The following is a 13,328-nucleotide window of genomic DNA, read 5'->3' on the forward strand; positions in this document are numbered from 1 at the left end:
GCGACGCCGACGCGCTTCCTAGTGGCCGGTGTTGTCCGCCCGCCGGCTCGCCTCGAACAGGAACCAGGTCCGCCGCTCGGTCGCGTCGATGAAGTTCTCGATGAGGCTCGTCGTGGCGAAATCCTCATGCTTGTCGGCGACGCCGTGCGCTTCGCGCAGCGAGGCCACCATCGCCTTGTTGTCGGCGACGAGCTCCAGCAGCATGTCGCGCGGGTCGACATACTCCGCCTCGTTGTCGGAGATCCGCGAGAGCTTGGCGATCTGTCCGATGGAGCGGAGCGTCGTGCCGCCGATCTTGCGCGCGCGCTCGGCCAAGTCGTCGGTGCTCTCGAAGATCTGCTCGGCCTGCTCGTCGAGCAGCAGGTGGTAGTCGCGGAAGTGCGGGCCGCTGACGTGCCAGTGGAAGTTCTTCGTCTTGATGTACAGGGTGAAGGTGTCGGCGAGCAGGGCCTTCAGCGCGTCGGAAATCTCCAGCACCGCTTCGGGCGACAGGTCGGTCGGGGTGTCCAGGCGATTGGGCGCGACCCTGGACGGGGCGACGGCGGAACTCTTCTTGGCGGGAGGCTTTGCGGCCGCGCGGCGGGCGGCGGGCGGTCTGGCGGGCGAGCCCTTGGGGGTCGACGCTTTGGCCATGGCTGTCACCTTAAGATTGTTCAGGGATTGGTGCGGCGTGCGGTTGTAGCCGGCACCGTACACGCTTGCCTCAATCGCGGGGGCGCGTCAAAGGTTCCGAGCGAACCCACCGGGCCACCGCGGCGACGGCGTGCGGCGTGCGGGCTTCCTTCCTTTCGCGGCGAAGTCGCCCTATAAGGCCGCCTTCGCTCGAGCGGCGCCGGATCACGGGCGGGGGCCGCACGAGCCGACCTAAGATCGCCGGGTTCAGACATCGAGTATTTCCATGGCCGGACATTCCCAGTTCAAGAACATCATGCACAAGAAGGGCAAGGCCGATGCGGCTCGGTCGAAGCTCTTCTCCAAGCTGGCGCGCGAAATCACTGTGTCCGCCAAGCTCGGCCTGCCCGACCCGGCGATGAACCCGCGGCTGCGGGCGGCGGTCCTGGCGGCGCGGGCGGAGAACATGCCGAAGGACAATATCGAGCGGGCGATCAAGAAGGCCTCCGGCAGTGATGCCGAGAACTACGACGAGATCCGCTACGAGGGCTACGCGCCCGGCGGCGTCGCGCTGATCGTCGAGGCCTTGACGGACAACCGCAACCGCACCGCCTCGGATGTGCGCTCACTGTTCACCAAGTCCGGCGGCAGCCTGGCCGAGACCGGCGCGGTCTCGTTCATGTTCGACCGGGTGGGCCTGGTGGGTTACGACGCCAAGGTGGGCGACGCCGACACCGTGCTGGAAGCGGCGATCGAAGCCGGCGCCGACGACGTGGTGTCGAGCGAGGACGGCCACGAGATCTATACCGCGCAGGACAGCCTGGCCGAGGTCGCCAAGGCGCTGGAGGCGACGTTCGGCGAGGCGCGCATGGCCAAGCTGGTCTGGCGCCCCCAGAACGCCGTCGCCGTCGACGACGAGGCTGGCGAGAAAATCCTGAAGCTCGTCGACGCGCTCGACGGTCACGACGACGTGCAGACCGTCTACGGCAACTTCGAGCTGTCGGACGCGCTGGTGGCCAAGCTCAGCGGCGACTAAGGCATTTCCCGATCCGACGGACATGCCCCGCCTCGAAGCCGGCGACGCTTCGTGCGCGACGGGGGCGTCCGTCCCGGTCGCGAAGGCTCCCGCGCAACGGCGTCTCGCGACGGCGCCCGTCGAGATCCGGACGCCGCGTTAACTGGCCGTTCGTCATTTGTTCGGCTAGATAACCTCATGGGCTTTCATGCGATTCGCATCCTGGGCATCGATCCCGGCCTGAGGCGCACCGGCTGGGGCGTGATCGCGTCCGAGGGCACGCGGGTGGGCTTCGTCGCCTGTGGCCATGTGCGCTCGAGCGATGGCGCCAGCCTCGCCAGCCGATTGTGCGAGCTGCACCGGGGCCTCGAGGGCGTCATCGCCTCCTGGCAGCCGGACGAGGTCGCGGTCGAGGAAACCTTCGTCAACAAGGACGCGCAGTCCACGCTGAAGCTCGGCCACGCGCGCGGCGTCGCCCTGCTGGTACCGGGGCTGGCGGGCCTTGCCGTGGCCGAATATGCGGCCAATCTGGTCAAGAAGACCGTGGTCGGCGTCGGCCACGCCGATAAGCGGCAGGTCGAGGCCATGGTGCGGGTGTTGCTGCCGAAAGCCTCGCCGGACAGCGCCGACGCGGCCGATGCGCTGGCTGTCGCCATCACCCACGCCCAGCACCGCCAAGCGGCGCGGCGGCTGGGGCTCGCATAAGCGGGCGGCGGCGATGATCGGCAAGCTCAAGGGGCTGATCGACGGCTACGGCGAAGACTTCGTCATCGTCGACGTCGGCGGCGTGGGCTACGTCGTGCACTGCTCGGCCCGCACGTTGCAGAACCTGCCGCCGGTCGGCGAGCCGGCGAGCCTGGCCATCGAGACCCATGTGCGCGAGGACATGATCCGCCTCTACGGCTTCCGCTCCGATGCGGAGCGGGAGTGGTTCCGGCTGCTGCAGACCGTGCAGGGGGTCGGCGCCAAGGTGGCGTTGGGCATCCTCTCGGCGTTGGATCCGCCGGCCCTCTCCACCGCCATCGCCATGGCGGACCGCGCGTCGCTGGCGCGGGCGCCGGGCGTTGGGCCTCGCCTCGCCGCCCGCATCGTGGCCGAGCTCAAGGACAAGGCGCCGGCCTTTGGCCATGTCGATCCGATCGTCGCCCGCCTCGCCGGCGCCGTGGACGGGGGCACGGCGCCCGCGGCGGCGACCGATGCGGTCTCCGCCCTAGTCAACCTGGGCTATGCCCAGCCGCAGGCGGCGGCGGCTGTCGCCGCAGCGGCCCGGGCGGCGGGTGACGATGCCGATGCGCGCACCCTGATCCGCCTGGGCCTGCGGGAGCTGGGCAAATAGGGCCGCGGCTTCGGGGGATCCCAGCGCAATGCCCCGGCGGGCCATGGCCGGACTTGATCCGGCCGTCCATCAGTGCGGTAACGTCGGCCCGGGCAGGGCTGGCCGGTTGCCCGCCCACGACCATTGGCGGGCTCGGAGGATGGCTTGACCTATCATGACGATCGCCTTGGGGCGGCATCCGATGGCGGCTGATCGCCTCGTCACGCCCGAGCGCCGCGACGACGACCCCGACACCTCGCTCAGGCCGCTGGCACTGGGCGAGTTCATCGGCCAAGCACAGGCGCGCGCCAACCTGGCGGTGTTCATCCAGGCCGCCAAGACGCGCGGCGACGCGCTCGATCACGTGCTGTTCGTCGGCCCGCCCGGCCTCGGCAAGACGACGCTGGCGCAGATCGTGGCGCGCGAGCTCGGCGTCAACTTTCGCTCGACCTCCGGCCCGGTCATCGCCAAGGCCGGGGATCTGGCCGCCCAGCTCACCAACCTCGACGAACGCGACGTGTTGTTCATCGACGAGATCCACCGGCTCAACCCGGCGGTGGAGGAGATCCTCTACCCGGCCATGGAGGACTACCAGCTCGACCTGATCATCGGCGAAGGGCCCGCGGCCCGCTCGGTCAAGATCGATCTGCCCAAGTTCACGCTCGTCGGCGCCACCACGCGCCAGGGCCTGCTGACCACACCCCTGCGCGATCGGTTCGGCATCCCCGTGCGGCTGTCGTTCTATACGGTGGAAGAGCTGGAACTGATCGTGAAGCGCGGCGCGCGCGTGCTCGGCATCGGCATGACCGACGAGGGAGCGGACGAGATCGCCCGCCGCGCCCGCGGCACGCCGCGCATCGCCGGGCGGCTGCTGCGGCGGGTTCGCGACTTCGCCGCCGTCGAGGGCGCCGACCGGGTGACGCGCGCCATCGCCGACCGGGCGCTTTGCCTGCTGGACGTGGATGCCATCGGCCTCGACCTCATGGATCGGCGCTACCTGAGCGTCATCGCGACCTCGTTCGGCGGCGGACCGGTGGGTGTCGAGACCATCGCCGCGGCGCTCTCCGAGCCGCGCGACGCCATCGAGGAGATCATCGAGCCGTTCCTGATCCAGCAGGGTTTCGTGCAGCGCACGCCCCGTGGCCGGCTGCTGACGCCCCACGCCTTCCGCCACCTGGGGTTGGCCGAGCCGGCGCGACCGGCGCAGTTCGGCCTGTTCGCCGGGGAGGGCCGCGCCGATGACTGAGGCGATGGACAATGGCGCTGCGCTCACCCCAGGCTCCGGCCATGCCGAAGGCGGCCGCCACCTGCTCGCGGTGCGGGTCTACTATGAGGACACGGACTTCTCCGGCGTCGTCTACCACGCCAACTACCTGCGCTTCCTGGAGCGGGGCCGCACGGAATCGCTGCGCTTGCTCGGCGCCAACCAGTCGGAGCTTCTGGCCGGCGACGGGCTGTTCTTCGCCGTGCGCAAGATGATCGTCGACTGGCGGCTGCCGGCGCGGATGGACGACGTGCTCCTCGTCGAGACGCGCACACGCGAGGTGCGCGGCGCCTCGCTGATCATCGACCAGCGCCTGCTGCGCGGCGAGGAGGTGCTGCTCACCGCGGAGGTTCGCGTCGCGGCGATCCTGGGTGGCCGGCCGGCGCGCATCCCCGACGCCATGCGGGCCCGCCTCGGCGGCGAATAGCTATAGCGCGATATAGAGTAATTCCGCGTTTCTTCGAATCGCTGAAACGCTCTATCTGTTTGATTTATCGCGTTTTCTTCACGCGAACCGGCGTCCACTTCGCTCGAAGGCGCTCTAGCGGCTTGATCGGGGCGCGGGACGCGCTACAAGGCGGACAAACAAGCGTTAGATCGGGGACGATCCGAGGAGCCTTTGATGACGATGTCGATCATCCGTCTTGTCACCGCCGCGGCGCTCGCCTGCGCCGCTTCGGCCGCAACGGCGCAGGTCAAGAAATACGACGAGGGCGCCAGCGACACCGAGGTGAAGCTCGGCCAGACCATGCCCTACAGCGGGCCGCTGTCGGCGCACGGCATCCAGGGGCGCAGCGAGGTCGCCTATTTCAAGATGCTCAACGAGACGCAGGGCGGCATCAACGGCCGCAAGATCAACCTGATCTCGCTGGACGACGCCTTTTCGCCGCCCAAGACGGTGGAGCAGACCCGCAAGCTGGTGGAGCAGGACGGCGTGCTGGCGCTGTTCGGATCGAGCGGCACGGCCGCCCAGTCCGCGGTGCAGAAGTATCTCAACGGCAAGAAGATTCCGCAGGTCCTGCTCAGCACCGGCGCCAATAAGTGGAACCAGCCCAAGCTGTTCCCGTGGAGCACGCCGGCCTTCTTCCTCTATGGCACCGAGGGCGAGGTGCTCGGCCGCTACGTGATGAAGGTGAAGCCGGATGCCAAGATTGCCATCCTCTACCAGAACGACGACTTCGGTAAGGATTACGTCGCCGGCTTTAAGAAGGCGCTCGGCGACAAGGCGTCGACCATGATCATCAAGGAGGTCACCTACGAGCTGAGTGACCCGACGCTCGACAGCCAGGTGCTGGCGCTCAAGAACTCCGACGCCGACGTGTTCTTTAACGTCAGCCTCGGCAAGGCGACCTCGCAGGTCTACAAGAAGGTCTACGAGCTCAACTGGAAGCCGCTGCAGCTGGTGGTCAGCCCGTCGACGGGCCGGGTCTTCCTCGAGGCTGCGGGGCTGGAGACGGTCAACGGCATTATCGGCGCCACCGCCTACAAGCAGTTCACCAGCCCGCGCTGGGCCAACGATCCGGACGTGATCGCCTACAAGGAATTCCAGAAGAAGTATCTGCCCAACGACGACCCGATGAACGAGATCGGCTTCGTTACCTATTCCTTCGCCCACGTCATGGCGCACATCATCCGCGCCAGCGGCGACGACCTCACCCGCGCGAACCTGCTGAAGCAGGCGATCAACCTCAAGAACGTGCCGGCGCCGGCGCTGCTGCCCGGCACTACGTACAACACCACGCCGGACGACTACGTGCCCTTCAAGCGCATGCAGGTGCAGCGCTTCGACGGCAACGACTGGGTGCCGCTGGAGGACATCACCGCCGAGTAGGATCGCGGCAGCCGCGGCGCCGTCGGGCACCGCCTTGCGGCCGCAGGCCGCGTGATGGCCGGGCTCGCCCGGCCATCTGCGCATCTGGAGACGCTCCAGGTCTTCGAACCGGGAGCGGATCTCGCCGATCGCGGAACGCCGCGGGCGCCGGCTTTGCCGCGCCGGCCGTCGGGGCCGCGATTGGCCGCCGCGGGGGCGCGGGCCGACCCTGCCGTCAACCGTCCGTTAACATTAATCGCGTCTCATCCGGCGCACGGCTGCCGTCGGCGCGGCAGCCTCGGTAAGCCCGTGCTGTGGCCCTGCTTTCGACAGATTCTGAGACGAGGGAGAGGGTCGTGAACTCCCCGTCCGCTGATGATCGATTTCTCATGAGGCTTGCCTTGCTCCATGAGGATGGCTGTTGGCGAGGTTGTTGCGTGATGGCGCGGTCGAGCCCTTCGGCATCGCGCGCGGCCGGCTCCGCGGACGGGGCATCGCGCGCGCCGGCCGAAAAGAAGGCGCCGGTCGATGCATAACCCCGACGGTCGGGCACGTTACCCGCGCGCATCGGAGCTGGACGGCCAAGCCGGCTTGGATCGGTCCGGTGCGCAACTCAGATGGAACGGCGGCATCGACCCGGTCGGGCCGCACGGCATCCCGATGCTTCCGTTCGAGAGGAATGGCCGATGAATCCCGCCGACGTGGCCCAGGGCGCCCTGCCCATAGGCGAAGTCTCCCTGTGGCACATGTTCTGGCAGGCCCACTTCATCGTGAAGCTGGTCATGCTGGGATTGACCGCAGCGTCCGTGTGGTCCTGGGCCATCATCATCGACAAGGAGCTGCTGTTCTCGCGCACGCGGCGCCAGATGAACGACTTCGAGGACACCTTCTGGTCGGGCCAGTCGCTGGAGGAGCTCTATCGCTCGCTGGCCGCCGGGATGCCGACCGGCATGGCAGCATTGTTCGTCGCCGCCATGCGCGAGTGGAAGCGCTCGTTCGAGGGCACCGGGCGCTCCATCGCCTCGCTGCCGCAGCGCATCGACAAGGTGCTCGACGTCTCGATCCAGCGCGAGATGGAGCGGCTCGAATCCAAGCTGCTGGTCCTGGCGACGATCGGTTCGTCCGCCCCCTTCATCGGCCTGTTCGGCACGGTCTGGGGCATCATGACTTCGTTCCGCTCGATTGCGGCCTCCAAGAACACCTCGCTCGCCGTCGTGGCGCCCGGCATCGCCGAGGCGTTGTTCGCCACCGCGATCGGCCTGGTCGCCGCGGTGCCGGCGGTCATCGCCTACAACAAGTATCAGGCCGAGGCGGCCAAGGCCCAGGCGCGGCTCGAGGGCTTCGCCGACGAATTTTCGTCGATTCTGTCACGTCAGATCGATGAGCGGATGGCAGCCTGACCGGATCAGGCCGACGACGATGATCGGAGATTGAGCGCATGGGTATGGCAGCAGGCGCGCCGGGCCAGGCAGGGGGACGCCGTCGCCGGCGCCGCGCGGGGCGAGCCGGCTTTGCCGACATCAACATGACGCCGTTCATCGACGTCATGCTGGTGCTGCTGATCGTCTTCATGGTCGCGGCGCCGCTGCTGACGGCGGGCGTGCCGGTCGATCTGCCGCAGAGCGCAGCCAAGCCGCTCAACCTCGACCACAAGCCGGTGACCCTGTCCATCAACGAGCAGGGCCGTGTGTTCCTCGGCGAGCAGCCACTGCCCGACGGCGACATCGTGGCCCGCCTGCAGCAGGCCGCCAAGGCCGGCATGGATGAGCGCATCTACCTGCGCGGCGCCAAGAAGGTCGACTACGGCCGCGTCGCTCAGGTGATGGGGCTCATCACGGCGGCAGGCTTCAAGAGGGTCGCCCTGGTCACCGAGCCGGACCAGAGCTGAGCGCGGCCGATGCGGCTTCCCTTTTCCCGGCAGGAGCCTGGCCTGGCGGTCTCGAGCGTGATGCACGTGGCGTTCGTCGTCGCTGGCCTCGTCGCGCTTGCCGCTGCGCCGCGTTTCGACGACCAGGAGGAGGCGGTTCCGGCAGAGATCATCACCGAAGAGCAGTTGCGCGCCATCACCCAGGGCGACAGGACCGCCAGGGAGGTGCAGCCCGATCCCAAGGCGCGCGCCGACAAGGTCGCGGAGCTGAAGCTGCCGTCGCCGGCCCCCGGCGAGGATGCGGAGCAGCAGGAGCAGGCGCCGCCGCCACCGCCGCCGCGTCCGCCGGATATCGCCGCCGAGGCCCCCAAGCCGCCGGAGCCGCCCAAGGTTGCGCCTACGCCCGAGCCAAGACCCGAGCCAAAACCCGAGGCTCGAGCCGAGGCCAAAGCCGAGCCCAAGCCTGAGCCCAAGCCTGAGCCTAAACCCGAACCGGAGCCCAAGCCGGTACCTAAGCCCGAGCCGGCCAAGGTCGAGCCCAAACCAGAGCCGGCCAAACCAGAGCCGGCCAAGCCCGAGCCGCCCAAGGCCCAGCCTAAACCGGAGCCGCCTAAACCGGAGCCGCCCAAGCCACAGGACTTGGCCAGACTGATCGAAAAGACGACGCCGCCCGAGCCCGCCAAGGTGGAGCCCAAGGCCGAACCGCCCAAGGCTCAGCCCAAGCCCAAGCCGCGACCCAAGCCCCCGGAGCAGGCGTTCAATCCGAGCGAGATCATGAAAACGATCAACAACGAGCCGCGTCGCCAGGCGGCGACAGGCGATCAACTGAGCCGCACGGCCTCGCTCGGCAGTCAGACCGGCCGGGCGCCTCGTATGTCGATGTCGATGAAGGACGCCCTGGGCGCCATCATCAAGGAGCAGATCACCCAATGCTACGATGACCTGGGCGCGGGCAAGTCGTTCAAGCCGTTGATCCACATGGTGCTGAACCAGGACGGGACGCTCGGCGCCCTGCCGGTATGGAGCAATCCCTCGGGCAATCCCCGCGACCGCTCGACTGCGGAGGCGGCCATTCGCGCGATTCGCAAGTGTGCGCCCTATAGGATCCCGGCCAACTACCTGCCCTATTACAACAGTGCGGACGGTTGGCGCGATTGGAACATCTGGTTCGACCCTCCCGCCTGATCATCATCATGAGCCGTTTTGCCGGTACCAGCCCCGATATCGCAGCCGTCGCGCCCCAAACAGCCGAGCTGGCGCCCGAGCCGACATGCTTTTGCCATCTCCCATCGCGACAAGCCGCCGTTCCAAAAGAAGATCTGGTCGATGACTGTTGATACCGGGCGCGATCGCTGCGCCGCCACGCTTGCAACGCTCGGCCCGGCGACGGCGCCCGGCTTTCGTTCCGGTGCAACCGGTGGCCGCGCCTGGCGTGCCCTGGTCGCCGGCCCGCGGGCGCTCGTCATGCTCGTGCTTGCCCTGGCCGGCCTTGCCGCGCCGGCCGCGGCCGAGATCACGATCACCGTGGATCGGAGCAATTTCCAGCCGCTGCCCATCGCCGTCACGGATTTCAGCGGAGATCCCGAGCTCGGCGCCAAGATCGCCGGCATCATCGCCGCCGACCTCAAACGCTGCGGCTATTTCGTCCCCATCGACAAGGCCGCGTTTCCCGAGCGCTCCATGAATTTCGACGCGGCGCCGCAGTTCGCCGCCTGGCAGGCGATCAACGCCCAGGCCCTGGTGACGGGGCGCGTGAGCCGCGACGGCAGCGGCCGGCTGAAGACCGAGTACCGGTTGTGGGACACCGCGGCCGGCCAGCAGCTCGATGGCCAGCAGTTCTTCACCGACGCCAACAACTGGCGCCGTATCGGTCACATCATCGCGGACGCGGTGCTGACTCGCATCACTGGTTTCAAGGGCATGTTCGATACCCGCATCGCCTTTGTCGATGAAAGCGGTTCGAAGGAAAACCGCCGCAAGCGGCTCGCCATGATGGACCAGGATGGCGCCAACGTCCGCTACCTCACCCGCGGCGAGGACATGGTGGTGACGCCGCGGTTTTCGTTCAATTCGCAGGACGTCGCCTTCATGTCGCAGCGGCGCGGCGAACAGCCGCGCGTGCAGATCGTCAACGTCGAGACCGGCCAGCGCCAGGTGGTCGGCAACTTCCCGGACATGACCTCGAGCCCGCGCTTTTCGCCGGACGGCCAACGCATCCTGCTCAGCCTCCAGCAGGGCGGCAACGCGAATATCTACGTCATGGACCTCGCCTCGCGCACGACCACGCGTCTGACGACCGCGAGCGCCATCGACACCTCGCCGTCCTATTCACCGGACGGACAGCGCATCGTCTTCGAAAGCGACCGCGGTGGCAGCCCCCAGATCTACGTGATGAGTGCGTCCGGCGGCGAGGCCAAGCGCATCTCCTTCGGCGAGGGCCGCTATGGCCAGCCCGTGTGGTCGCCGCGCGGCGACTATATCGCCTTCACGCGCCAGAAGGGCGGCACCTTCGCCATCGGCATCATGAAGCCGGACGGCACGGGCGAGCGCATCCTGACGGAGGGCTTCCACAACGAGGGCCCGACCTGGGCCCCGAACGGCCAATTCCTGATGTTCTTCCGCGATCCCGGCGGCGAGGCGGGCGGCAAGCTCTACATGGTCGACGTCACCGGCCGCGTGGAGGTGCCGATTCCGACGCCCGGATACGCCTCGGATCCCGCATGGTCGGGCCTGCTCAGCGAGATGCGCTAAGGCCCAGCCGGGTCGGGCCTCCGTCACGGGTGGGGCGGCAGCGTCGGCGCGGCGCCGCGCACGAGCCAGGTGACCGAAGCATAGGCGCCGAGCCAGGAGCCTAGCGCCGCGAACAGCACGTAGGCGGCATTGCCGGTGTAGTTGATGACCGCGAAGGCCGACAGCAGATACCAGACGGCGCTCCAGTTGGCGGCCCGCATCCGATGGCGGGCGACGACCGCGGCGTTGAAGAACACGTAGGCCATGTCGGTCACCGCGGTTGCCAGAATGACGCCCAAGGCAATCAGCGGATCGATCTCGGTCAAGCTCATGTCGGCCCCTCCTGTCCCGTTCTAGTGCATTTCCGCATTTCTTCGAATCGCCGAAATGCTCTATCTGTTTGATTTATCGCGTTTTCTTCACGCGAACCGGCGTCCACTTCGCTCGAAAACGCTCTAGCAAAGCTGTCGCGGGGCGACGACGGGCCTATGAACCGGGCGGCGAGGTCACCAAACGGTCCGATTTACCCTCGATTAACGTTGCTGACAGCTTCAAGCCCGCGCAGCGCCGCGGCCTCCCAGATGAAAGCCTTCGTCAAGGTTGACGGAACGTTCGCTTAACCGGGCGAGGCTATCCCTATGTCAACGAACATGCGGCCTGGGCGCGGTCTGGGATCCGCGAAGAGCCTAGAGTTGAAGGATGGTTGATGATGTCGCTGACGGGATTTGATCAGGCGGCGGCCTCGGCCGGGCGGACCGGCAGCCGGGCGATGGGCGGTGGGCGCCGGCGCTCCGTAGCCCTTGCCTTTGCGGTGCTCGCCGCGCTGGCCATGGCCGGCTGCGCCAAGGACTCCTCCAACGTCGCCGGGGGGGCGGGCTTCGGCGCCGGCAGCGCGACGCCGGGCAGCGCCCAGGACTTCGTCGTCAATGTGGGCGATCGCGTGTTCTTTGAATCCGACCAGACCGATCTGACGCCCCAGGCCGTGGCCACGCTCGACAAGCAGGCCGCGTGGCTGTCGCGATATCCTCGCTACACCTTCCTGATCGAAGGCCACGCCGACGAGCGCGGCACCCGCGAGTACAACTTCTCGCTCGGCGCCCGTCGCGCCCAGGCGGTGCGGGACTACCTCGCGACCCGCGGCATCTCGGCCTCGCGCATGCGCACCATCTCGTATGGCAAGGAGCGGCCGGTCGCCGTGTGCAACGACATTTCCTGCTGGTCACAGAACCGCCGCGCCGTCACGGTGCTAGATGGCAGCGCCTCGTAGCGGCGCAGCACTGGGATCGTGACCGTTTGGCCCTGGCGACGGGGTCTGGCTTTCAAGTCCATGGATGGTCGGGTCAAGCCCGATCATGACGTTGAGACTAAAAGGCTTTCCGCCTCCAGCCCGTCATGGTCGGGCTTGCCCCGACCATCCATCCGCTGAAAAGGTCAAATCTTCTGTGCAGTTGATCGGATGGAATCATCCGATCGAACGGAGGGCTCCGGATTCGGGAGCTCGGAGAATCATTGCCCGGTCGGGAGCCATCGTCTGGCCGGGCCGTGCGACGGAGCACTTCACTCCGCGTCCGCAGTCATATTTTGGCCCTGGGAGGCCGCTTGTGCTAACCAGACAGGCGGCGTCTGCCAATTGCCATCCATGAACCCGCGGACCACTCATCGATGACCGTCCTCCGGCCGCTCGTGCGCAACATCGCAGCTGTACTGGCCCTTGCCGCGTTCGCCTTTCCGGCTCTGGCGCAGGATCCGGGCGATATGATCGTTCGCATCGGCCGTCTGGAGAACCAACTGCGGCAGATGGCGGGACAGATCGAGCAGTTGCAGTTCGAGAACCGACGCCTGACCGAGCAACTACGCAAGTTCCAGGAGGACGTCGAGTTCCGCTTCCAGGATAAGCCCGGGGGCGGGGCCGGCGCGCGCTCGGCGCCCCAGCAGAGCCCGCCGTCCGCGTCGCAACAGCCGCCGCGCGGCTCCCAGCGCCGTGGTGACGCCTTTGACCCGAGCCGCAGCCCAGGCGCTCCGGGCGCCCCTCAACCGCTCGGCTCGCCCCGCTCCGCCGCGCCGCCGCTCGCGCCGGATGGTGTCCCCGGCGTGCCGCAGGGCGCGATCGCGACGGGCGGCGTGCAGATCATCGACGACCAGGACGGCGATACCCGCGTCGCTGCCGCCGACCCCGAGGCGCCGATGGACGACAGCGGCGCGCCGCCGCCGCCCCGCGGCGGAACGTCGATCGCTTCGACCGGCAATCCGGCCTCGCCGCGTGCCGACTACGACGCCGCCTTCAGCGACATGTCGGAGCGGCATTACGATCAGGCCGAGATGGGCTTCCGGCGCTACCTGCAATCGCACCCGCGCGATCGGCTGGTGCCCGACGCCACCTACTGGCTCGGCGAGAGCTATTATCAGCGCGGCCGCTACCGGGAAGCGGCGGAGCAATTCCTCAAGGTGTCGACCGATTTCGGCGGCTCCGGCAAGGCGCCCGACAGCCTGGTGAAGCTCGGCATGTCGCTGAACCGCATCGGTGCCCACGACCAGGCCTGCGCAACCTACGGCGAAGTCATCCGCAGGTATCCGCAGGCCTCCGCCGAGGTCCGCTCGGCCATCGACCGCGAGCGGCGCCGTACCAAGTGCTGACGGCGGGCGATCCGGCCGCCCGCCCGCCGGTGCCCGATGCCATGCCGCGCCCGGTCAGGGCGAAGAGCCGGCGCGACGACG

At 68.0% G+C, this 13,328-nt stretch carries 14 protein-coding genes; 12 read left to right on the forward strand and 2 right to left on the reverse strand.

Annotation, left to right across the window (positions count from 1 at the left end; translation table 11 throughout):
* Window positions 1–18: 18 nt before the first annotated feature.
* The gene (locus tag IEW34_RS11795) at window positions 19–633 is read right to left on the reverse strand and encodes a Dps family protein (protein WP_188609389.1); all 615 of its coding nucleotides are present in this window, start codon (window positions 631–633) and stop codon (window positions 19–21) included.
* A gap of 265 nt (window positions 634–898) precedes the next feature.
* Here IEW34_RS11795 and IEW34_RS11800 point away from each other — a divergent pair, with 265 nt between their 5' ends.
* From IEW34_RS11800 to tolB, 10 genes are all read left to right on the forward strand, one after another.
* Window positions 899–1,648: a YebC/PmpR family DNA-binding transcriptional regulator gene (locus tag IEW34_RS11800; protein WP_188609390.1), complete on the forward strand. Its 750-nt coding sequence runs from the start codon at window positions 899–901 to the stop codon at window positions 1,646–1,648.
* A 177-nt stretch (window positions 1,649–1,825) separates the two neighbouring features.
* Window positions 1,826–2,332: a crossover junction endodeoxyribonuclease RuvC gene (ruvC, locus tag IEW34_RS11805; RefSeq protein WP_188609391.1), complete on the forward strand. Its 507-nt coding sequence runs from the start codon at window positions 1,826–1,828 to the stop codon at window positions 2,330–2,332.
* Between the two features lie 13 nt (window positions 2,333–2,345).
* Window positions 2,346–2,963 (forward strand): Holliday junction branch migration protein RuvA, encoded by a 618-nt coding sequence (gene ruvA, locus IEW34_RS11810; protein ID WP_188609392.1) that lies wholly within the window; start codon window positions 2,346–2,348, stop codon window positions 2,961–2,963.
* A 154-nt stretch (window positions 2,964–3,117) separates the two neighbouring features.
* Entirely contained in the window at window positions 3,118–4,188 is a 1,071-nt protein-coding gene (gene ruvB / locus IEW34_RS11815) for a Holliday junction branch migration DNA helicase RuvB (RefSeq protein WP_373288243.1), read from the forward strand.
* A complete protein-coding gene (gene ybgC / locus IEW34_RS11820) occupies window positions 4,181–4,633 on the forward strand; it encodes a tol-pal system-associated acyl-CoA thioesterase (RefSeq protein WP_188609393.1) in 453 nt (150 codons plus the stop codon). The genes ruvB and ybgC overlap by 8 nt, the downstream gene beginning before the upstream one ends.
* 195 nt (window positions 4,634–4,828) lie before the next feature.
* Window positions 4,829–6,037 (forward strand): ABC transporter substrate-binding protein, encoded by a 1,209-nt coding sequence (locus tag IEW34_RS11825; protein WP_244641941.1) that lies wholly within the window; start codon window positions 4,829–4,831, stop codon window positions 6,035–6,037.
* A gap of 665 nt (window positions 6,038–6,702) precedes the next feature.
* The gene (gene tolQ, locus IEW34_RS11830; protein WP_188609394.1) at window positions 6,703–7,416 is read left to right on the forward strand and encodes a protein TolQ; all 714 of its coding nucleotides are present in this window, start codon (window positions 6,703–6,705) and stop codon (window positions 7,414–7,416) included.
* 38 nt (window positions 7,417–7,454) lie between these two features.
* A complete protein-coding gene (locus tag IEW34_RS11835; protein ID WP_188609395.1) occupies window positions 7,455–7,904 on the forward strand; it encodes an ExbD/TolR family protein in 450 nt (149 codons plus the stop codon).
* Window positions 7,905–7,913: 9 nt separating this feature from the next.
* Complete coding sequence (gene tolA / locus IEW34_RS11840) at window positions 7,914–9,068, forward strand: cell envelope integrity protein TolA (RefSeq protein ID WP_188609396.1); 1,155 nt, start codon at window positions 7,914–7,916, stop codon at window positions 9,066–9,068.
* 279 nt (window positions 9,069–9,347) lie between these two features.
* On the forward strand, window positions 9,348–10,634 hold the full coding sequence (tolB, locus tag IEW34_RS11845) for a Tol-Pal system beta propeller repeat protein TolB (protein WP_188609766.1): 1,287 nt from the start codon (window positions 9,348–9,350) through the stop codon (window positions 10,632–10,634).
* A 23-nt stretch (window positions 10,635–10,657) separates the two neighbouring features.
* On the opposite strand, the gene IEW34_RS11850 is transcribed toward tolB, so the two are convergent.
* Window positions 10,658–10,939 carry a hypothetical protein gene (locus IEW34_RS11850; protein ID WP_210324500.1) on the reverse strand — a complete coding sequence of 94 codons (282 nt, stop codon included), beginning with the start codon at window positions 10,937–10,939 and terminating at the stop codon, window positions 10,658–10,660.
* Window positions 10,940–11,382: 443 nt separating this feature from the next.
* On the opposite strand from IEW34_RS11850, the gene pal reads away from it, so the two are divergent.
* On the forward strand, window positions 11,383–11,880 hold the full coding sequence (gene pal, locus IEW34_RS11855) for a peptidoglycan-associated lipoprotein Pal (RefSeq protein ID WP_188609767.1): 498 nt from the start codon (window positions 11,383–11,385) through the stop codon (window positions 11,878–11,880).
* A gap of 395 nt (window positions 11,881–12,275) precedes the next feature.
* Window positions 12,276–13,247 (forward strand): tol-pal system protein YbgF, encoded by a 972-nt coding sequence (gene ybgF / locus IEW34_RS11860; RefSeq protein WP_188609398.1) that lies wholly within the window; start codon window positions 12,276–12,278, stop codon window positions 13,245–13,247.
* The last annotated feature ends 81 nt before the right edge of the window (window positions 13,248–13,328 follow it).

This window comes from Chelatococcus reniformis (genome assembly GCF_014640075.1).
GTDB classification, from domain to species: Bacteria; Pseudomonadota; Alphaproteobacteria; order Rhizobiales; family Beijerinckiaceae; genus Camelimonas; species Camelimonas reniformis.

Bases quoted from the DNA above. Each gene is read 5' to 3' on its own strand.
- tolB (WP_188609766.1), top strand. From the start codon at position 9,348: ATGCTCGTGCTTGCCCTGGCCGGCCTTGCCGCGCCGGCCGCGGCCGAG.
- tolQ (WP_188609394.1), top strand. From the start codon at position 6,703: ATGAATCCCGCCGACGTGGCCCAGGGCGCCCTGCCCATAGGCGAAGTC.
- tolA (WP_188609396.1), top strand. From the start codon at position 7,914: ATGCGGCTTCCCTTTTCCCGGCAGGAGCCTGGCCTGGCGGTCTCGAGC.
- ruvB (WP_373288243.1), top strand. From the start codon at position 3,118: ATGACGATCGCCTTGGGGCGGCATCCGATGGCGGCTGATCGCCTCGTC.
- ybgC (WP_188609393.1), top strand. From the start codon at position 4,181: ATGACTGAGGCGATGGACAATGGCGCTGCGCTCACCCCAGGCTCCGGC.
- IEW34_RS11800 (WP_188609390.1), top strand. From the start codon at position 899: ATGGCCGGACATTCCCAGTTCAAGAACATCATGCACAAGAAGGGCAAG.
- ruvA (WP_188609392.1), top strand. From the start codon at position 2,346: ATGATCGGCAAGCTCAAGGGGCTGATCGACGGCTACGGCGAAGACTTC.
- pal (WP_188609767.1), top strand. From the start codon at position 11,383: ATGGGCGGTGGGCGCCGGCGCTCCGTAGCCCTTGCCTTTGCGGTGCTC.
- IEW34_RS11835 (WP_188609395.1), top strand. From the start codon at position 7,455: ATGGGTATGGCAGCAGGCGCGCCGGGCCAGGCAGGGGGACGCCGTCGC.
- ruvC (WP_188609391.1), top strand. From the start codon at position 1,826: ATGGGCTTTCATGCGATTCGCATCCTGGGCATCGATCCCGGCCTGAGG.
- IEW34_RS11795 (WP_188609389.1), bottom strand. From the start codon at position 633: ATGGCCAAAGCGTCGACCCCCAAGGGCTCGCCCGCCAGACCGCCCGCC.
- IEW34_RS11825 (WP_244641941.1), top strand. From the start codon at position 4,829: ATGACGATGTCGATCATCCGTCTTGTCACCGCCGCGGCGCTCGCCTGC.
- ybgF (WP_188609398.1), top strand. From the start codon at position 12,276: ATGACCGTCCTCCGGCCGCTCGTGCGCAACATCGCAGCTGTACTGGCC.